The following is a 20,195-nucleotide window of genomic DNA, read 5'->3' as shown; positions in this document are numbered from 1 at the left end:
TAATTTTTAATAGCCGGTGAAGTCCTCTAACCTTATTTGTGCCTCAGGAACCTTCAAGTCCAGTAGCGCTTTTTTTAACGCCTCGTTCATGGCCGGCGGCCCACAGATGTAAAAAGTTCTCTCGGCGTAGTCCGGTATCCGCTCTCTTATCATATTCGCGTCCACATGGCCTTTCAGCCCTTTCCATTCCTGCTCTCTGGTCAGCACGTGGTCTATTCTGATGTTCGGATGCTCGCTCGCAATCGTGTCGAGCTCGTCCTTGAATACGATATCTGCAGCTGTCTTGTTAGAATATAGCACTCGTACATCCGTATTCAAATTCTTATCTGCGATGAACCTCAGCATGCTGCGCATCGGGGTGATGCCGATGCCTCCTGTCAGAAAGCCCAGTTTCAGGTTTTCACCAGTGTAGGTAAAATCGCCGTACGGGCCATTTATCTTTGCCCATTCCCCGCCCTTCATCTGGTCTAGCGCCTGTGAATACGGGTGGTCGGTGATCTTTTTGGTGAACTCAAGATAATCCTCGGTGGGGCTGGCCGAGATGGTAAAATGGTGCAGTTTACTCGTTCCCTCTATTCTTATGTTCACGTACATCCACTGTCCGGCCTTGAACTCGAAGCCTTCCGGCCGGTCGAAACGAAAGCTCTTGACGCCGGCGGCTCTGGGTATGATTTTCCGGACCCCGGTTTCGAAGTTCATAGTGCCTGCTGCCTGAAACTCCTGTGACGCTGTCATACGGTACTGCCCGTTTCGCAATTATGTTATCCGTTCCTATATAGGTAACATGCGGAAAGACTGGTTTTCGTTGCCGGGCAGCCTGTTATGCGTTTTTAAAAGAGATCTTGAATGCGGTTCCGGAGTCGTTCTTTATCTCGATCGAGCCGTTGATCTGGCCGACCAGAATTTTGACCAGTTGCAGCCCGAGGGTTGTCGCCGAATCGATGTTCAAGTCTTCCCGGATGCCGACTCCGTTATCGCACACTTCGACGATACATCTGCTGTTATCCTTGCAGTAAAGGCTGACCTTGATCACACCTTGTCTGTCGTCTGGGAATGCGTGCTTCACCGAATTCGTGATCAGCTCGTTGACTATGAGTCCGCATGGAATCGCCGCATCGATGGGCAGCCTTAACTCTTCCGCCTGTACCTCGATCGATATCCTTTGGGGGTCGATGTTGTATGAGCTTGAGATGTTAGTGACCAGGCTTTTCAGGTACTCGGGGAAGTCCACGTTGGCGAGGTCCGATGACATATACAGCTTCTCATGGATAAGCGCCATGGATTTGACCCGGTTCTGGCAGTCGATGAGTATGGTTCTGGCCATCTCGTCGTCGACATGGCTGGACTGGAGGTGGAGCAGGCTATTGATGATCTGCATGTTGTTTTTGACCCTGTGGTGGACTTCTTTCAGCAGAGCTTCTTTCTCGCGCAGCGATTTTAGCATCTGCTCTTCAGATCTTTTACGCTCGGTGACATCGTGTACTATGCCTCCGAGCATGAAGCCTTTATGAGTCCTGATGGGAGAAATCGTCGACTGAATGGTCCTGACTGTGCCGTCTGGCCTGATCATGTCCTGATATGGGAACTCTTTGATGCCGGATATGTCGCCCGTCTCGAGGATTTCTTTAATCAACGCTTTTACCTGCTCGTAGCGCTCAGGATTTTTCTTGTCGGGCACGGCCGAATCAAACTGCATATCCCATATGTACTTCCCGATTAGCTCGCTGCGCTTCCTGCCCGTAATCCGTTCCTCTCCCGGGTTTACCTCGATGACTATTCCCTGCTCGTCGACCAGCACGATGCCGTCGATCGACCCGTCTACGATGCTCCTGTACTTCTCTTCGCTTTCCCGGAGCGCCCTCTCGATCCGCTTCCGCTCCGCCAGCTCCTTGCGGACAGATTCGTATAGCTTAGCGTTTGATATGGCCAGGGCTGCCCTGTCGGCGATACTTTCCAGCAGCCTTAGATCCTCTATACAGTACGGCTTTCCCCCTGTATCCCTGGTAATAGCTATCGTGCCGATGACCGTGCCCTCCACGATGAGCGGGACCATGATAACGCCGGACGGTCCTGTCTTAGCGTAGAAACGCAGACATTCTTTTCTGAGCTCGTCGTCTACGTGCTCTGTGATCAGCTGGCGGATGATGACGGATTTCCCCCGCCTCATGACGATGCCATTGAGGCCTTCGTCCGGCAGGTGCGGAGCTGTTTCCACGATCGCCTGCATCTCCCGCTCGACATCCGGATCTCTATGGGCAATCCCTGCTTTCCTGAGATTTGTCCCGTCATCCGTCAGAATCCTGATAATGCATGTGTCTCCGATCCACATGGCGATGGACTTGCTGATCGTCCGCAGCAGCAGGTCAGGGTCGAGGCGGACGTTCGCGATCTCCCGGGAAATGTCCGAAAGTATTCGGGATCTCAGCGCGGTATCCCTGATCTGCGTCTCAGCGTGCTTCCGGTCGATAGCGTACCTGATCGACCGGGTGAGCAGCTCGGCTGACAGGTTGCTCTTTAAAATGTAGTCCTGTAAGCCCTGCTGCAGAGTTTTTGCCGCTATGGACTCGTTATCTATGCCCGTAATGATTATGATGGGAATGTTCGGGGCCGCGCCGGAAATTTTCTCGAAAGTATAGATGCCCTTACTGTCGGGAAGCGTCAGATCGAGGATGATCACGTCGCAGTCAGCCCTGTTCAGAAAGTCTACGCCAGCGGCCAGGCGATCGACGGTGGAAATGTGAAACCGCAGGCTCCCTGGTTCTGATAGTAGTTCGGTGATGTAGTCTGCATCACCTACGTTATCCTCGATCAGCAGAACCTTGATTTCGCCGGCTGCCATTTTTACTCCCCGATATCCCAGTATATGTTGATGATCTTTATTATGCATCCATTCTTCCTTTAATAGTTTACCACTGGGGCAGGCGCCGAATCTCCGCCCGCGGCAAGGCGTTTCAGCCATCGGTCAGCTATTTATAACCCGATGTACCATTCTATACCATATGAGCTCGGTACCCGGGAACGAAAAAGCCCCCATCGCTATGGAGCTGGCCAGAAAGCAGAAATCGATCAGCGTGGCGGAGTTCTTCGAGAAGAACCGGCACATGCTGGGGTTCGATTCGCTGCCCCGGTGCCTGATCACCTGCATCAAGGAAGCCGTGGACAACTCTCTGGACGCCTGCGAAGAAGCTTCCATTCTTCCGGACATCTATATCCGGGTACGCAAGATCGATGATCGCCTGCTTTCGATCATCGTGGAAGACAACGGCCCGGGCATTCAGAAGGACGTGCTTCCCCGGGTCTTTGGTAAGCTCTTGTACGGCAGCCGTTTTCATGCGATCCGCCAGAGCAGAGGTCAGCAGGGTATCGGTATTTCTGCGGCAGTGCTGTACGGGCAGCTCACCAGTGGCAAGCCGGCGAGGATTACGTCGAAGATCGACCCGAGGCTGCCCGCCTACATGTACGAGCTCAAGATCGATACGGAGACCAACGAGCCCCGCATCATCTCCGAGCGGGTCGACGAGTTCTTCACATCCCGGGGCACCCGCATAGAGCTGGAGATGGAAGCTGCATACGTCAGGGGAAAGCAGTCGGTGCTCGAATACCTCAGGAACACCGCGATTGTCAACCCGCATGCCAGAGTTACCTTCGTCGACCCCTCCGGGGAGAAGACCACTTTCGAGCGGGCTTCTGACGTCCTGCCGAAACAGCCCGTCGAGATCAAGCCTCATCCCCGGGGCATCGAGCTTGGTACGCTGATTAAAATGATGCAGTCGTCGGATCACGGCAAGCTGTCGACGTTCCTGAATAACGAGTTCGCAAAAGTCGGTGGCTACACGGCGGAAAACATCTGTAAAGAGGCCAGCATCGACCCGGCCGCCGACCCTGCGGAGCTGGCGAAGGACATCGACGCCGTAAAACGGCTGCTGGCGGCCTTCCAGAAGATCAAGGTCATGGCTCCGCCCAAGGATTGCTTATCGCCGATCACCGAAGACCTGCTCAAAAAAGGCGTGGTGCAGAACCACCGGATAGACTTTATCGCCACTTCCTCCCGGCCTGTCAATGCAAGCCGGGGAAATCCCTTCCTTGTCGAAGCCCTGATCGCCTACGGCGGGGACATCGAGCCCGAAGGCAGGGTAGACATCATCCGGTTTGCCAACCGGGTGCCGCTGATGTACCAGCAGGGGGCCTGCGCGATCACTCATGCCATCGAGCGGGTCAACTGGAAGCACTACAATATTGAGCAGTCCAAGGGGGCAAAGCTGCCCAGCGGGCCTATCATGATCATGGTACACGTCGCCTCTACCAACGTGCCTTTTACCTCCGAGTCGAAGGATGCCATTGCCGACGTCCAGGAACTCATAGACGAAATCGAGCTGGCTGTCAGGCAGGCAGCCCGGGAGCTGAGCAGGTTCCTGTCGGAGCAGAAGAAGGCGGGAGAAGCCAGGAAGAAGATCAAGATGTTCGAGGCTTACACGAAAGAGGTTGCGCAGGCACTGGAAGATCTTACGGGCAAGCCCGCCCCTGTGGTCGAGGCGAAGCTGACCGATGCGCTGAATAAGAAATTTGCCAGGTTCATCGAAGACGCGGCCGAGCCCGAAACTCCCGCGCTTAAGGCCGGAGGCGCCTGAACATGTCAAAGAGAAGCCAGGAGATCGTCAACAGGCTCAAAGGCCTGGGCGACAGCGTCATCTCGGACATCGATGCGGGGAAAAACCCGTCGCTCGACATCCGGATGCGAGCGCTCAACAACGTATATTTTGATGAGCAGAGCGGCATCATCAAGCTCGGGAACGACCAGCAGAAGCGGTTCTACTTCAACCTCGGGCAGGCGAAAAAGTTCCTCCAGACGCTGCTCATAGCCAAGCAAATCAAGGTCCTGCTCGAGCAGGATAAGCCGGCGCTCTCCATTCGTCAGCTGTTCTACACCCTCAAGCACGACATTCCGGGAGCCGGGGAGAACACCTTTGACGAGCAGGACGAGTCCGACCCTCTCATAGAGGACGTAGAGCTGATGGTCGATGCCCTGCGTGAAGAGCTCAACCTGATCGCCACCCCCAACGGCGTCATGGCAGGCCCCATGGTGGTAGAAGATAAGACCGGGGATATTCTGGACTTCACGAAGATGGGTTCCGCAGGTGGCGCAGTTCCACCGATCGTCGAGGACGACTATTTCCGCATCAAGGAGATGAACGCCGATTATATCCTCGTAGTGGAGAAGTACGCCGTCTGGAACCTGCTCAACCAGGAAAAGTTCTGGAAAAAGAACAACTGCATCCTGCTGACGGGCAAAGGCCAGCCTGCCAGGGCAGAGCGGAGATTGCTCGCCCGCTTAGGGGAAGAGTACGATATCCCAATCTACGTGTTCACCGATATGGATCCGTGGGGGTACTACATCTACTCGGTTTACAAGTACGGCTCGATCAACCTGGCGTTCTTCTCAGAAAAAGCAGCGTGCCCCCGGGCCAGGTATCTCGGCCTGTCTGTCAAAGATGTCATGAACTTCGACATGCCCCGCAGCTCGTGGATCAAGCTCAACGACGAAGACCACAAGCGCATCGCCGAGATCTCCGAGTACCCCTGGTTCAAGAAAGACCACTGGCAGAAAGAGCTGGCTGACTTGAAGAAGTTCGGGTACAAGATCGAGCAGGATGCGCTGGTCTCCAAGTCGATCGAGTTCACGGCCAATAATTACCTGCCGTCGAAGATCGAGAATAGGGACTATTTCGACTGAAACAGGTAATGCTCTACCTGTTAGCCCATCCGTGGGTGTGCAGCCGGCAGCACACCTCCCTTTAATGGTTCTACCTGACCGGGAACGTAATGGTATACCTCGTGCCGGAGGACCTGTCGAGCTCGATGGTGCCGTCCATCTGTTCCACCAGGGCGGAGACCAGCTGCATGCCCATGGACTGGACGTTCGACAGGCTGAAGTCTTTCGGCATGCCTATCCCGTCGTCCTCGATAATTATCCTATTATGCTTTGCGCTCGCCAGTTGGATCTTAATTGTCCCGGGCCTGGAGTCCGGGAACGCATGCTTCAGGCTGTTGGAGATGAGCTCATTCATGATCAGCCCGCAGGGGACAGCCTGATCTACCCCGAGGTGAATGTCTGTTCCTTCGATGGTCAGCCTCACCCTGCCGGAGTTTGCTCTATATGTGACCAGCAGCTGGTTGCCCAGGCTCTTCAGGTATTCATCGAAGTCGATCTTCGCTAAGTCGTTCGACATGTACATCCGCTCGTGAACCAGCGCTATCGACCTAATGCGGCTCTGGCTCTCTGTCAGGATTTGCTTTACCGGCTCCTGGTCGATGCCCGAGAGCTGCAGGTTCAGCAGGCTGGAGATGATCTGCATGTTGTTTTTAACCCTGTGATGCACTTCTTTCAGGAGCACTTCTTTCTCCCGGAGCGAACTTTTGATGCGCTCTTCCGTGAGCTTGCGATCGGTGATGTCGAGCAGGCTGCCGATAATGCCGCCAGGCTTTCCGTCAGTTCCCTGGAACACGGCTTTGTAGAAGATGACGTCCCGGTAGTTTCCATCTGCATGTCTGACTTTACTTTCGAACAGCTGGTCGTCGCCGGAGTTCAGGAGGGCCATATCTGCCTCGTGGTAGATATCGGCGAGATCCTTGGGGTTAATATCATAAGCGTTCCGGCCGATGATCTCTTCCCTGCTCCTGCCAAGGTATTTTTCAAAAGCATTGTTGCAGCCGATGTACCTTTCGTGCACGTCTTTATAGTATACGGGAACAGGGATGGCGTCGAGCAATACCTGCAGGAAGTGCAGGTTATCCGACAACTTATTCTCTGCCTGTTTTCTTTCGGTGATGTCCCTCAAAAACGAGATGACGTAGTTTTTGTTCTCGTAACTGTGATGCTTTATGCTGATCTCGACCGGGACGATTTTGCCATCTTTGGTCTTCCCCATCGTCTCGAAATGGGCGGAGCCCTGAGCTTTGAGCATGTCATACAATTCAGTATAGCGATCGCCCATGTAGATCATTTCGATATCGGTCACTTTCAGGTTGAGGAACTCTTCGCGGGAGTAGCCGAACAAGTGGCATGCGGCATCGTTCACGTATACGAACTTTCCGTTCGCATCCGACCACGCGCAGGGGTCGTGGAAGTGATCGATGGATGTCTGGGTCAGGAGCAGCTTTTCCTCCTCCAGCTTGCGCTCTGTGATGTCTCTTTCGAAGGAAATGATATGCTCTTTCTTACCCTGCCTGTAGTACTTACAGCTGATGTCGACCGGGAAAAGTCTGCCATCCCGGGTCTTCCGGATCGATTCGAACCTGTACGATCCATATTTCACCATCGAGGCAGTAATTTTGCCGACGAATTCCTCCGAAAAACACGGATCGATGTCCTTGATGTTCATCGTTAGCAGCTCTTCTCTGGTATATCCGAGAGATCTGCAGGTGGCCTCATTGACGTACCTGATATCCAGGTTCATATCCATCCAGATGCAGGAATCGGTGAAATTATCGATGGATGTCTGGGTCAGGAGCAGCTTTTCGTCGGCCTCCTTGCGCTCAGTGATATCCTCTTCAGCGTCGATAAAGTGCGTGATCTTCCCGTCTGCGTCCTTGATGGGGAAGATATGGGCAGAAACCCAGTTTGCCCTGCCATGCTTTGCCTTATACTCGATCTCGCCACGCCACTCCTGACCAGACCTGATGGCCTCCATCACTTCGTTAAGCTGCTCTGGCCTGGCATTGGAAAACGACAGGCTGAACAGCGATCTGCCCACTGCAATGTCACTCGAATACCCTGTGATTCTGGAAAACTGGGGGTTGACGTACATGATCTTGCCTTCCGTATCAAAGATCATGACGCTGCTCGGGCTTTGCTCGATGGCTGCCGAAAGTCTTCGCAGCCGATCCTCCGAAGCCCTCTGCTCAGTGATATCTACGATGAAGCCCCTCAATCCTGCCGGCTTCCCCTCCCTGAGGATAACGGTGGAATGTATGGTTACTGGAAAGCGGCTGCCATCCTTCCGCAGAAACGTGTATTCCTGGCCCGTTTTTTCTCCGTTCAAGACCCGCTGTATGTTCCGCATGGCCATTTCGCGCTCTTCGGGAACGATCATTTCTATTACGTTCAGGCCGCGCTGAAAATCCTCGGCAGTGTAGCCCATGACTTCGTAAGCGCTGCGGTTGACAAAGGTCAGGGCTCCTCCGAGATCCATTTCGAAGACGATCTGCGGCAGCAGATCAGCCATCTCTTTATACCTCTCCTTACTTTTAGCCGCTTCCTCTTCCGCTTTGACGATCTGGGTCACGTCTTCGAAAGCATACACTCGACCCTGGTATTCGTTTCTCGCGTCCCGTACCTGAGATGAGTTCAGGCTTAGATGGCGGCCGTCGGCAAGCATAACCTTGCAACGCACGACCCGGTCGTCATCCGGATCCAGGATTTGCCAGCGATGTCCGGCAAAATCTTCGTTCCCTCCACAGAGGCTGACCAGATATGGAATAATTTCGCTGTTCTTCACCTCGCCCCGGTCAACCATACCTTTCAGGTGCTCGATTCCCCAGATATGGAAGAAGGCTTCGTTAGAAAAGCAGATCGTATCTGTCCTGTGGTCTACCATGTACAGCCCGATCGGGACCGCATCCGGAAGAGCCCTCAGTATGGCAATCTGGCGCCTTAGCTCGTCAATATTGCGTTGGGGCGACTCGTTTTTATCCATGGGTTGTGTGCTCCGTGCCTGCCAGGCTCGAGGTACATGACAGTAGTGATCAGAGTAAAAATACTTTAAGGGTCAGTATTAGATAAAAGCTCCCTACATGACCGGGAATTACAAAAAAATAATGACAATTGTTTATCCGATCGACATTTATAGTTACAGCGTAGCCAGGTCCGGCCTGGGTATCCTCTCGGGACCGCCCAGCTGGTTGGCCAGCCACGTGATCGATCTGGGTATCCATATGCCGCACTGTCCGGGAGCACAGTGGCTGTCCTCCCGGTAGACCCACTCCTCCTGCTTTACTCCCCCTTCCTCCGCTATCATGAACAGGTCCTCTATGGGCACGTACGGATCGTCCGAGCCGTTGATGCTCAACAGCGGGCATGCGATTCTCCGGGGGTCTTCGCGCTTGAACAGGGGGAAGACTTCTAGAACCTCCAGCGCCTGATCGAAGTTTTGCAGGTCGAAGCCCAGCGCCTTCGCCACCGGGACTTTCAAGTATCCCGGCCACCTGGAGATGTTATCTCTGGAAAACGCCCTGTGTACCGGGCTGCCGCAGTTGACTGCCGCCTTGATCTCGGGGCACGTCGAAGCCGCTACCAGGGTCCAGTATCCCCCGAAACCGATCCCCATCATGCCGATCCTGGACGGGTCGTTCTCACCTCTGCCCGCGAGGTACTTGATGGCCCGGGAGAACACTTCGTTGGCCCCGGGGGGCTCCAGTTTCCACGCGCTCTCCCCGGTGCCCGGCAGGTCCATCGTCATACAGGCCATGCCCGCTCCGACCACCTGTATCGCCAGGTTGTGCACGTCTTCCTTAGTGCTGTCGATGGCTCCGGTCAGCAGCACTCCTTCGGGCCTGACGATCTCCTTCTCCTGGCGGGGCAGGTAGTAGTTGACGATGATCTCCTTGCCCCCGTACGAGATCTGCTCCCGGCGGAAGTCAAACGGGAAATGGCTGCTACCTTCCGACAGGATCTTTATCTGCCTGGAGTACGCTTCCCTTTTCAGCGGCGTCTCTGCAGCGGGATACCTGGCGATGCCATAATATAGTGCAGCCCTGTTATACAGGCCAACTTTTTCCTCATCACTTTTAGCCGGCGATCGAGCCTGGTCCCTGCATCGATCACCCAGTCTCATGCATACCGAAGCCCATCCGCTGGCGCTGTCCGGATCAAAAATAGGGCCGCTGCTCCGGGTTACCAGGTCATTCAACAGCTTGCCATCCGCTCCGCTGTAAAGCCAGAATGGGAACTTGTCCCGCTTCAGCCCCAGGATTTCCTCGTCCGCCTGCCTTTCCATCGCCGCCATAATCGATCATAAAAAACTGGTCAGGCCCCGCTTTATATTTTAATGAAGGATGACGCGGGAGCGCCTCGCGTAACGCTGATCCGGCTGATAGGCTTGCACTACCATAGTGATGTAATTCCGGGCAGACTCATGCACTCTGCTATCCCGTATCACGAAAAGCCCTTAAGCAAGATATACAATCTATTGCACGGTGTTCCTATGAGTCACCATATATTCACTCATCACAGGCACAGGTTTGGCAGGCGGCTGTTCGCAGGTTTGCTGGTACTGCTGGTCGTCCTCGCGCTGGTATACCTGTACAGGCGCCACAGCATGAGGAAGTCTGGTATGCAGCCCAAGCCCGTCATGGAAGATCTCGGCGACATCTACCGGGAACTCATGTCCAGGTTCGACAACAGCAACTACGGCGGCATTATCGACGAGATACTGGGCCGGAGACCGGTCTCGGTCTAATCGCCTATCGTATTCACTTTTTTTAGAAGTTTTCATGTACGCTGCGCTGCGCTTTAACACAAAGGGCACAGAGGGCACGGAGGACACAAAGGCTAATCAAGGTCACGAAGGCGATCTGCCCTTTGACACGATCCCTTCGTGTCCTTAGAAGTCCTTTGTGCCCTCCGTGTCCATCGTGTCCTTCGTGTTAGAGCACAGCGCAGCGTTCTATCTGGTATCTTATACCGGCATACCAATAGCATTTATCTGCTTGGTCATTGCCGAAAGATACCGGTACAACAAGTATTTTTAACCACGGCCCATTCAGTATCTCATGTCCGGCGCCCTCGATAAATTCGGCATAAGCCGCCTTAACGTTACTCACGTCTCGCAGCAGTTCTGGTGCGAACGGCAGGTAGCTCTCTCACTGGAGCACCCCCGGGAGGAGACCGAAGAGATGGCCGCTGGTACCGAGCTGCACCGGGAACTGATGCTGGAACTCGTGAAAGAAGTCTCAGCGGAGACGAGCACTATCGAAGATGAAGTCTACCTGATAATGCTAAACCTCCGGACCGGGCTGGAGCAGCTCGTCTCCGAAGGCAAGACCAGGGAGCTGAGAGTCTTCGGCAGGGCCGGGGAGTTTCCGCTCTCGGGGATCATCGACGAGCTCTCCCTGACTGACGGCGAGCTGACGATTCTCGATCACAAGACCCGCACTAAACCTTCGCTACCGCCTCCCCCGACTTTTGCCACGGCCGAGATACAGGTCATGCTCTACAGGAAACTGCTGGACGACCTCCGCCACGGGAAATATGGTCTCGACCAGTTTATCGTCGACCGCGGGCTGACCGGCCTGGGCGAAATCTCCCCCGGGATGAAAGAGCAGCTGGAAGCTCAGGGCCTCTACGAGGGGCTCACTCCGGTCGAACTATCGGGGCAGGTCTTCGCAGCCTTCAGGGAGCTGCCAGCTCTTTCTGACTACCTGATCGTCCGCTACCTGCACCGGGACTCCGGGCACCACATCGGCGATAAAGTCGTCCTGCACGATCCTGCCATCATCGAGAAGCGGCTCCACCATGCCCTCAAATTCTGGAACGGGGAGCGCGAGGCCATAACCGTAAAGGGCCGGGAGCGGTGGAAGTGCAACTACTGCGAATACCGCGGCGTGCACTGTAACATCTGAGCCGGGGTTTATCCAGACCACACGGACGCCTTGCGGGTCCAGATGCTGTCCGGGTAGCTCTGCTTGAGGCTGTTGTAGGTATTCTTGAGATCGTTCACATCCTTGCTTTGCTTGTACTTGCATACTCCTGCATAATACATGGCTTCCGAGGCGATGTCGCTTTTCGGGTGCTTCTTGTACGCGTCGTCGAAGCACTCGGATGCCTTGCCATAATCGCCTTTCTGGAACGCCAGCTGGCCTTCGCCATAAGATAGCTGCGCTCTGAACTCTTCGGGTGGCATGTAGCCGATCATCCTGTATCCGACCATGTTATTGTTGTCCATCACAAGGAATGTGGGAGTCCACTCGATGGCGTGCCTCGCGATCAGATCTTTGTTCTTCTGCTCGCCGATCTCGAACATGGCCGGCACAAACCGGTGGCCCGCGTGGAGCACTACGTTCTTGTCGGGCAGCGTCTTATCGATCATGGCTTTGCAGCCGCTGCAGTGCTCCGAGTGGAAGAAGAGTAGTATGGGTTTGCCGGTCTTCCGGGAGATATCTTTAGCTTCGTCGATGTTATCCAGCCATTTTAGCGTCATTTCCATCATTTCAATCACCCGTCCTGAATTATTTCTGATATTTTTTTATATTAAACTGTTATATAACGAAATCCCGGGATAATCACGCGCAAGCCAGCATTACTTTGACACAGCCGTCCGCCTTATCGCTGAATATTTTATACATCTCCGGGGCCCGGTCGAGGCTGGCCCTGTGGGTGATGACAAAGGCCGGATCAGCCTGGCCGCTGCGGACCAGCTCGAGCAGCCGGGGGATATACTTCATGTGGGGGCAGCTTCCCGTGAAAATGCTCAGGTTTTTCTTGAACGCCTCCCCGAACATCACGCGGTTGACGGGCTGGGATGCGAAGAGGCCCACAGCTGAAATTCGCCCACCCTTTCTGGTACTGGCCATGAGCCAGTCAAGGGTCTGCTCAGGACATTCGCCCTTCATCTTCTTGAGCAAAGGCGCCTTATATCCAGTACCGCAGCTTGCCTCGAAGCCGACCGCTTCCAGCGCCACATCCACGCCCTGCCCTCCAGTTACGCTCCGGATGGCGTCGACTGGGTCGTGCTTGCTAAAGTCAATGGTACTCGCCCCCTGCCAGGAAGCCATGTTGAGCCTTGCAGGCACCTTGTCTATGGCGATAATCTCTTTAGCGCCCATCAGCTTCGCCGACAGGACTCCCATCTGGCCTACGGGGCCTAATCCGAAGATTGCGACCGTTTCCCCGCCCTTTAAGCCTGCCATGTCCAGGCCATAGTACGCAGTTGGGAACACATCTGTGATAGCAATGGCCTGTTCGTTGGTCACGCCGTCCGGGATCCTGACACAGCCTACGTCCGCAAAAGGCACCCTGACATACTCTGCCTGGCCTCCGTCGACGCCGCCTGCCTGGCCCGAGCTGCCGAAGAACATGGTCATCCGGTCAGGGTCCTCACTGTACGGGTACGTGGCGTCGCACAGGGAGAACTCCCCGCGTTTACAGTAGCTGCAGATACCGTCGGCAATGGACGACGCTACCAGCACTCTGTCCCCGGTTTTGACGTTCCTGACGTCCGGTCCCGCTTCGGCTACTGTTCCAATAAACTCGTGCCCAAGAATGCGGCCCTTCTCCAGCGGCATCTTGCCATGATAGGGGTGCAGGTCAGTGCCACAGATCGAAGCCTGCTCCACTTTGACTACAACATCGCTCCTGTCTTTTATCTCCGGCCGGTTCACATCTTCCACCCTGATGTCCCCTGGCCCGCGAAAAACCACCGCTCTCAACAAACTCACCTATAGCAGGTTCACCTTCAAGAATTTGAAGCTGACAGAATGATTCACCGGGCAATACTTTCACGCAATCAGGCACACTTTTATAGTTCAGCCCTCCCATCCAGTAGGCTATGAGTACTGGTTCCAAAGCTACTCCGGACATATCTACGATCATCGACCGCTTCAAAGCCCTGGATAGCCCGAAAGACCGGGATGGTATGGCCCGGTTCGGCATCAGGACTGACAGGGCCTTCGGCATATCCCTGTACGTCCTCCGGGACATGGCAAAGGAGATCGGCACCAGCCACGAACTGTCGCTGGCGCTGTGGGATACCGGCTACCACGAAGCGAGGATCCTCGCCGGCATTGTCGACGATCCTAAGCAGGTCACCTCTGAGCAGATGGATGCCTGGGTCGCCGAGTTCGACTCCTGGGACGTCTGCGACCAGTGCTGCTCCAACCTGTTCGACCAGACTCCCTTCGCCTACGACAAGGCCTTCCAGTGGGCCGACGACGAGCGGGAGTTCGTCCGCAGGTCCGGGTTCGTCATGATGGCCGCATTGGCGGTACACGACAAAAAGGCCGGCGATGACCAGTTCGAGCAGTTCTTCCCTGTAATGAAGAAGTACGCCACCGATGACCGTAACTTCGTCCGAAAGGCCGTCAACTGGGCGCTCCGCAACATCGGGAAGCGAAACCTGGCGCTGAACGCCCGGGCCATCGAGGTCACCGAAGAGATCAGGGCCATCAATACCAAGAGCGCCCGGTGGATCGCCAGCGATGCGCTGAGGGAGCTGAGGAGCGAGAAAGTGCAGGCGAGACTTGCGGCGAAGGCTAAGAAGGCAAAATGTTAACCACTACGGCACGGCTCTTTATCCTGACTACTATAGGGCAACTGTTCTAACCACGGCGGCACGGCGGCACGGGGACAGTGTGGGAAACGATGGCTGGATGGTTATTTGAACCACGGCGGCACGGCGGCACAGAGACAACCGTACCCGAATAACAAGGCCCTCTTTTTTGATCTACGGCGGCACGGCGAGCTGACGGCACGGAGACAATCCGCTTATTATTACAATACTGGTGATACCAGGAATCACTATAGAAAGTAGTTTACCGGCTTTGTGATCATAAGGATATACTGAAACGTCTGGCCAGTGAACCTATTTTGGTTAATGGGCTGTCTCCGTGTCGCCGTGAACTAAAAAGGGGTACCCTGTTCGGCGTCACAGTTGTCTCCGTGTCGCTGTGCCGCCGTGGTTCAATCATTTGATATCCAGTAGTCAGAATATGGAGCCGTGCCGCCGTGGTTCAATCATTTGATATCCAGTAGTCAGAATATGGAGCCGTGCCGCCGTGGTTCAATCATTTGATATCCAGTAGTCAGAATATGGAGCCGTGCCGCCGTGGTTACTATAACCCTCCAGTTATTGCAGATCACCATGTCTCAATGTCGCAGCGCCGCTGGGATGATATTTCAGTATTGTAGCTATTATTGGGTCCAGAAGGCTTATTTACTCTATAGATATCTAATACATCATTCGCAGGGATACTCTTGCCCGGAAATACGATTACTCCTAACCCTGATACGCTGAAGAAGTACAACGCGGATGTCTACGATGATGCATCCGATATCTACGACACGTACGAGGGCCTGTTTTTCCCGTACCTGTTCGGGCGAATCCGGGAGCTCGTGGCCGATCGTTTCATACCCTCTCTGCCGAAGGGTGCAATCGTTCTGGATGTGGGCTGCGGTACCGGCCAGCAGACGATGCTGTTCAGGGAAAAGGGCATTGATGTAGTCGGCGTCGACATCAGCGCCGGGCTGGTGCGCGTCGCCAATAAAAAGATCGGGGAAAACATCTGCATGGTCTCCGATGCCTGCCGGCTGCCGTTTGCGGACGGGGTTTTCGACGCAGTGTCATGCGCGGGCAGCACGCTGAACCATATCCCTGACTATGGCTGCTTCTTCGACGAGGTTGCCCGGGTGCTGAAGCCGGGCGGCTATATATTTCTGGAATCGGACAACAAGTGGCGCCCGGACATGTTCTGGTGCCTCTTAAGCTGCCTGGTTGGCGACCCGCTGCAATACCACGAAAAGCTCGGCCACGTGATCGGGTACTTCAAGAGGCCGCTGTCCGAAGGCTATCCCTATGTCTTCCCGCTGTCCTTCGGAGAAGGCAAAGTGCGGGAGCTGAACCTGCGCACCTTCACCTGCAAAGAGCTATACAAAGAATTAGGCGCCCGCGGCTGTAAGGTAGAAAAGGTCTACGGTATCCACGCCATAACCAACATCCTGCCCAGCCCCCTGATGCTCCAGGACCACCCGGGCAAGCTCACCACAGCCGTCTTCAAGTTCCTCGCCTTCTTCGAAGACCGGCTTTACGGCCTCTGGCCTGTAAACAGAATCGGCATGAGCGTCATCGTCTTCGCCCGGAATAATTCTCCTAAATAACTTGCTGTCTTGTACATTTCTCACCACGGCGGTACGGCTCCTTATCATGACAACTGGAGAGCAGCTGTTCTAACCACGGCGGCACGGAGACAATTTGTGAAGTGTTAACCAGATTAATATTTTTACCACGGCGGCACGGCGACACAGAGACAGTCCGTACCTGGGTGGTAAAGCTCTCTTTAAGATCCACGGCGGCACGGCGGGCTGATGGCACGGAGACAACTGTGTTTATGTATCCGAGTCCCAGAGGTCTGGCGGGTTTCATCGAGGGTGTAGAAACTTCTGGCTATGCGATCAAAATCAGGCTAAGCGATCTGCCCGACCAGCATTTTTGGTTAATGCTCTGTCTTGGTGTCGCCGTGGATAATAAAAAGAGCCCTCCAATTTCATAGTTCGCCATTGTCTTGGTGTCGCTGTGCCGCCGTGGTTTAAATAACCGCTCAGTTGTAGTGGTTCGCCATTGTCTTGGTGTCGCCGTGCCGCCGTGGTTTCAATTAACCATCCGACCGGTCGTGGTTCGCTATTGTCTTGGTGTCGCCGCGCAGCCATGGTTACTCGACACTCTTTCGTCGTATGGTGAAGGTCTAAAAGTTTCTTCTATCTATAGTTTGAATGATCGGGCAGCCTTGGTGATCTCTTCGAAGATCGAGTCGACGCATGGCCTGATCTTGAGGGCTATGTCGGAAACTGAGACGATGCCCACGAGCTCGTGTTTATCGTTGACGACGGGCATGCGCCTGATCTTGTTTTCGCCGAGGGTTCGGGCGGCGTCGATGATGTCTGTGTTTTCGCTGCAGGTGATGATGTCCCGGGTCATGATGGTGCGGATGGGCACTGTTCTGGGGTCTTTATCTTCTCCGACTACTCTGGTCACGATGGCTCTGTCGGTGATCATGCCTTTGACGTCGCTGCCGTCGATCACCATGACTGTGCCGACGTTCCTGGCCTTCATCACCTTCGCCGCCGCAGCGACAGAATCCTCAGAGCTGACAGCTATGATGCTTCTGGTCATGACATCCTTCACTTGCATGGTGCCTGCGTGCTCCTCAACCCTCATATGTTCCCGGGGGATGATGAGGGTGATGCACATTTTTGCGGGACCAGCACATTTATATTCTGACCTACATTGATCAGAGAGGTGATATGATGAATGGCCATGTGATCAGAGCCATGGTGCTCATGGTATCGTTAACGCTCATCGTGCTTGCCGCCGGCTGCACTCAGCCTGCCGCAAGCCCTTCTCCTGCTCCGACCCAGCAGCCGACGCTGCCTGCGGCACCGTCTGCCCAGGTGGCTTCTCCGACTCCTGTGCCGGGGAGCGACGAAGCGCACATTGACTTTACCTATCGGCTGATGACTTATCCAAAGCAGTACGAGGGTATCACCCCAAACCCGGGGGAGGTAATCTACGCGATCACAGTTTACGTGGACTCGGATAAGCCTGTGCAGACGGACGACTCGTGGTTCGGTATCGAGTACCGGAAGAATGCCACTGCGCCTTTGCAGGACTTAGAGCCTAACACAGTCTTCGACTACCCTTCGAAGGTTATCGGTGACGGCTCTGGACGGGCTACGGGCAGGCTGTTAATCGCCCTCCCTGCGCCGGAAGACGGCTATATGATCAGGCCCTACTACTACAAGCCCGTGGAGCAGCAGAAGGGCGATTATAAAGTGAAAAAGAAGTACTACGGGCTCCTCCAGTCGTCTTGAAGCCTTGCGCTGCCTATTTTCGGCAGCACATTTTATATGAGATGAAGTGTATTGGTGATACCATGAGCGATTTCGCCGAAGAGATCTACAACCTGCTCGGAAATCCTAACGACAGCCTTCGCCTGTCCTCGCTGGTCGAGTCCTTCAACCTGAAGGAGGGCAGCGATAAAGGGGAAGAACTCCCGGAAGTCGTGGTGAAAGTGAGCAAGACCACACCTCCCACAGATGTCCGCTGGATCAAGGAGACTCTCTCCGAGTACGATATGTTTTACCGGTTCACAGTCATCCAGTAACTTAAGTTAAAAACTTTTATTTTAATTATTGCCCCTGCTTTCCTTTGCTTTTCGCATCCTGGAAAGTAATGATGAACGCAGTGCCGTTTTCCCTCTTGACCTCTATGTGGCCCCTGATCTGATCGGTGAGCGTCGTCACGATCTGCAGGCCGAGGCTGCTGGTTTTGCGGATCTCTACGCCCTCGGGCAGGCCGACTCCATTATCGGCTATAACCAGCCGGTAGTGGCTGTTCTCGCCGTTCTCGCCCTCGATCTCGGCGAGCTCGATGCGGATTTCGCCGATGCGGTTGTCCGGGAACGCGTACTTCAATGCGTTGGTGACCAGCTCGTTGATGATCAGGCCGCAGGGGATCGCCGTATCGATGCCCAGTGATACTGCGTCTGCGTCGATCTTCAGCCTTACGGGACCGCCAGTGCCATAGGAGCGGATGAGGTTGCCGGTCAGGTTCTTGATGTACTCCGCGAAGTCAATCCTGGCAATATCCTTGGACTGGTACAGCTTTTCGTGGATCAGCGCCATGGACCGGACCCGGTTCTGGCTCTCCTTGAACATGCCCAGCGACTGCTTATCCTTGATATAGCCGGACTGGAGGTTGAGCAGGCTGGAGATGATCTGCAGGTTATTCTTTACCCGGTGGTGGATCTCCTTCAGGAGGACTTCTTTTTCCCTCAGGGAGGCCTTGATCTTTTCGTCCGATTCACGCTCTTTCGTGATGTCGTGGAGCAGCACAATCGTGCCTATGTTGTCTCCATTGGCGTCCTTGATCGGGGAGCTGCTGCCTCGGACAATGGCCCTGTTACCGGCTCTCTGCCTCATGGTCAGCTCGAAGCCCCGGACTACGTCTTTCTTCTGGATGATCTCTTTGAGGTAGCTATCGCCGTGCTCGGTGTAGAGCACGCTGAACAGGCTCTGCCCGATGGCCTCCTGCTGGGTGAAGCCGGTCAGGGCGGAGGCGGGCTCGTTGAAGAAAGTGATCCTGTCTTCGTTGTCTACGACCAGCATCGGGTCGGATATGCCCTTCAGAATTGACTCGTTATAGTTAATGCGCTCTTTGATGTTGGTCACCATATAGCTGACCATCTGCTTGATGGCGACCGAGAGCTCTCCGATCTCGCCACCGCTGGCGCCTGTTTCCACCGGGGTCTCGAGGTTGCCGGCAGCGATGCTGTTGGCGATTGTCACTATACGTTTTATTGGCCGGGTGATGGTCCGGACCATGATGTAGCCGATGGATATGAAAATGATGGAGGCTGCCAGGGCCGTGATAATCGCCTGTTCCTGCATGTGGTACAACCTTTGCAGCCCGGGCTCTACGTTGTAGCCTACGAAGAGCATGCCCACAGTTACGTTATCTGCGTTCCGTAGCGGCTCGTAGTGAGTGTATAAAGTCAGGTTGTTGATGTTGTAGATGCCCTCGACGGTCTTTCCCTCGTACAGGACCTGATATGAGATTTCCGGGAGCACTCTGGTGCCGATGATCTTGTTGTTGTTACTGTCCATCAGCGTCGTGGCAATCCTGGTATCGTTCTGGAAGATAGAGCAGTAAGCATCCGTTTCCTCGGTGATGTAGTCCACGATTTCGTTGTTGTTGTTCAGCACCTCTGAGATGCTGACGGCGCCGACGATGTCTCCTTCGGCATTCTTGATCGGCTCCGTGTTGATGATCGCGAGGCCGTCCTTCATCTGCGTGGCGTTGACCTGGGCGGACAGGTTGTTCGACTCGATCACCTGGCTATCCAGCACATCTGTGATCGACGTGTCTCTTCCTTCCAGCGCGTCGTAGATCAAACGGTTCGTTGTCCTGTCGCCCGACTGGTTATTGGCCGACCTGGCGATGACGATACCCTGCTCGTCAACAACTGTAATAATATAGTTAGTCTGGCCTTTTCGGGAATACTCGTCGACAATATTTTTCACTCGCGTATTGTTCTTTTCCTGGATGGCCGGAAGCATGCGGGGGTCCTGGCTAAGCTTGATGGCTTCCATCTGATCGTTGGCCATCTTGGATTTGTATACCTGCTCGACCAGCGCAGAAACGTCGTGGATTTTATCCTTCAGCTGGTCATCCTTGTCAGTAGTGAGGACTTTGTCGTTGTTATAGGTTAAAAAGACAATCGGAACTGTCGTGATGACTAAAACTAACAATAGTAGCCTGATAGATATGCTCTTAAAATCTATTTTGACTTTCACAACCCACTACCCCATCCGAATGGCTACTAACCATTTTAATAAACTATTCATTCAATGGTTAAAAAATTTGCGTTAACTATTGTGTAATTTAATATTTTTCGGTAATTATCAATATATAATCACATAAAGCCACTTT

16 protein-coding genes are annotated in these 20,195 nt (G+C 54.3%); 8 read left to right on the top strand and 8 right to left on the bottom strand.

What is annotated here, in order from left to right; genetic code table 11:
* Nucleotides 1-6: 6 nt before the first annotated feature.
* Both ACPLPM_RS12885 and ACPLPM_RS12880 read right to left on the bottom strand, forming a co-directional pair.
* Complete coding sequence (locus ACPLPM_RS12885; protein ID WP_424357180.1) at nucleotides 7-735, bottom strand: ferredoxin--NADP reductase; 729 nt, start codon at nucleotides 733-735, stop codon at nucleotides 7-9.
* An 85-nt stretch (nucleotides 736-820) separates the two neighbouring features.
* The gene (locus ACPLPM_RS12880; RefSeq protein WP_424357179.1) at nucleotides 821-2,839 is read right to left on the bottom strand and encodes a histidine kinase dimerization/phosphoacceptor domain -containing protein; all 2,019 of its coding nucleotides are present in this window, start codon (nucleotides 2,837-2,839) and stop codon (nucleotides 821-823) included.
* Between the two features lie 160 nt (nucleotides 2,840-2,999).
* On the opposite strand from ACPLPM_RS12880, the gene ACPLPM_RS12875 reads away from it, so the two are divergent.
* Together ACPLPM_RS12875 and ACPLPM_RS12870 are read left to right on the top strand one after the other, a co-directional pair.
* On the top strand, nucleotides 3,000-4,628 hold the full coding sequence (locus tag ACPLPM_RS12875; RefSeq protein ID WP_424357178.1) for a DNA topoisomerase VI subunit B: 1,629 nt from the start codon (nucleotides 3,000-3,002) through the stop codon (nucleotides 4,626-4,628).
* A gap of 2 nt (nucleotides 4,629-4,630) precedes the next feature.
* Nucleotides 4,631-5,731 carry a DNA topoisomerase IV subunit A gene (locus tag ACPLPM_RS12870; protein WP_424357177.1) on the top strand — a complete coding sequence of 367 codons (1,101 nt, stop codon included), beginning with the start codon at nucleotides 4,631-4,633 and terminating at the stop codon, nucleotides 5,729-5,731.
* Between the two features lie 70 nt (nucleotides 5,732-5,801).
* Here the strand turns inward: ACPLPM_RS12870 and ACPLPM_RS12865 are convergent, their stop codons facing one another.
* Both ACPLPM_RS12865 and ACPLPM_RS12860 read right to left on the bottom strand, forming a co-directional pair.
* Nucleotides 5,802-8,693, bottom strand: coding sequence for a PAS domain S-box protein (locus ACPLPM_RS12865; RefSeq protein WP_424357176.1), 2,892 nt, complete (start codon nucleotides 8,691-8,693; stop codon nucleotides 5,802-5,804).
* Between the two features lie 153 nt (nucleotides 8,694-8,846).
* Nucleotides 8,847-10,001, bottom strand: a complete 1,155-nt coding sequence (locus tag ACPLPM_RS12860) for an alpha/beta hydrolase (protein WP_424357175.1) — start codon at nucleotides 9,999-10,001, stop codon at nucleotides 8,847-8,849.
* Between the two features lie 198 nt (nucleotides 10,002-10,199).
* Here ACPLPM_RS12860 and ACPLPM_RS12855 point away from each other — a divergent pair, with 198 nt between their 5' ends.
* The gene (locus ACPLPM_RS12855) at nucleotides 10,200-10,454 is read left to right on the top strand and encodes a hypothetical protein (protein ID WP_424357174.1); all 255 of its coding nucleotides are present in this window, start codon (nucleotides 10,200-10,202) and stop codon (nucleotides 10,452-10,454) included.
* 313 nt (nucleotides 10,455-10,767) lie between these two features.
* Nucleotides 10,768-11,616 (top strand): PD-(D/E)XK nuclease family protein, encoded by an 849-nt coding sequence (locus ACPLPM_RS12850; RefSeq protein ID WP_424357173.1) that lies wholly within the window; start codon nucleotides 10,768-10,770, stop codon nucleotides 11,614-11,616.
* Nucleotides 11,617-11,624: 8 nt separating this feature from the next.
* Here ACPLPM_RS12850 and ACPLPM_RS12845 read toward each other — a convergent pair whose 3' ends face one another.
* Nucleotides 11,625-12,203 carry a thioredoxin fold domain-containing protein gene (locus ACPLPM_RS12845; RefSeq protein WP_424357172.1) on the bottom strand — a complete coding sequence of 193 codons (579 nt, stop codon included), beginning with the start codon at nucleotides 12,201-12,203 and terminating at the stop codon, nucleotides 11,625-11,627.
* Between the two features lie 73 nt (nucleotides 12,204-12,276).
* Nucleotides 12,277-13,383 (bottom strand): alcohol dehydrogenase catalytic domain-containing protein, encoded by a 1,107-nt coding sequence (locus tag ACPLPM_RS12840; protein ID WP_424357171.1) that lies wholly within the window; start codon nucleotides 13,381-13,383, stop codon nucleotides 12,277-12,279.
* Between the two features lie 158 nt (nucleotides 13,384-13,541).
* Here ACPLPM_RS12840 and ACPLPM_RS12835 point away from each other — a divergent pair, with 158 nt between their 5' ends.
* Both ACPLPM_RS12835 and ACPLPM_RS12830 read left to right on the top strand, forming a co-directional pair.
* A complete protein-coding gene (locus tag ACPLPM_RS12835) occupies nucleotides 13,542-14,264 on the top strand; it encodes a DNA alkylation repair protein (protein WP_424357170.1) in 723 nt (240 codons plus the stop codon).
* 701 nt (nucleotides 14,265-14,965) lie between these two features.
* Nucleotides 14,966-15,865, top strand: a complete 900-nt coding sequence (locus ACPLPM_RS12830) for a class I SAM-dependent methyltransferase (protein WP_424357169.1) — start codon at nucleotides 14,966-14,968, stop codon at nucleotides 15,863-15,865.
* Nucleotides 15,866-16,466: 601 nt separating this feature from the next.
* Here ACPLPM_RS12830 and ACPLPM_RS12825 read toward each other — a convergent pair.
* Nucleotides 16,467-16,955, bottom strand: coding sequence for a CBS domain-containing protein (locus tag ACPLPM_RS12825; protein ID WP_424357168.1), 489 nt, complete (start codon nucleotides 16,953-16,955; stop codon nucleotides 16,467-16,469).
* A gap of 53 nt (nucleotides 16,956-17,008) precedes the next feature.
* Here ACPLPM_RS12825 and ACPLPM_RS12820 point away from each other — a divergent pair, with 53 nt between their 5' ends.
* Both ACPLPM_RS12820 and ACPLPM_RS12815 read left to right on the top strand, forming a co-directional pair.
* On the top strand, nucleotides 17,009-17,575 hold the full coding sequence (locus tag ACPLPM_RS12820) for a hypothetical protein (protein ID WP_424357167.1): 567 nt from the start codon (nucleotides 17,009-17,011) through the stop codon (nucleotides 17,573-17,575).
* Between the two features lie 62 nt (nucleotides 17,576-17,637).
* A complete protein-coding gene (locus ACPLPM_RS12815; protein ID WP_424357166.1) occupies nucleotides 17,638-17,868 on the top strand; it encodes a hypothetical protein in 231 nt (76 codons plus the stop codon).
* Nucleotides 17,869-17,893: 25 nt separating this feature from the next.
* On the opposite strand, the gene ACPLPM_RS12810 is transcribed toward ACPLPM_RS12815, so the two are convergent.
* Nucleotides 17,894-20,059: a histidine kinase dimerization/phosphoacceptor domain -containing protein gene (locus tag ACPLPM_RS12810; protein ID WP_424357165.1), complete on the bottom strand. Its 2,166-nt coding sequence runs from the start codon at nucleotides 20,057-20,059 to the stop codon at nucleotides 17,894-17,896.
* Between the last annotated feature and the right edge of the window lie 136 nt (nucleotides 20,060-20,195).

Origin of the sequence: Methanocella sp. MCL-LM (assembly GCF_049676595.1) — an archaeon.
Classification (GTDB): domain Archaea; phylum Halobacteriota; class Methanocellia; order Methanocellales; family Methanocellaceae; genus Methanocella_A.
Note: the sequence above shows the minus strand (reverse complement) of the source record. Positions and strands in the feature narration are given on the sequence as shown.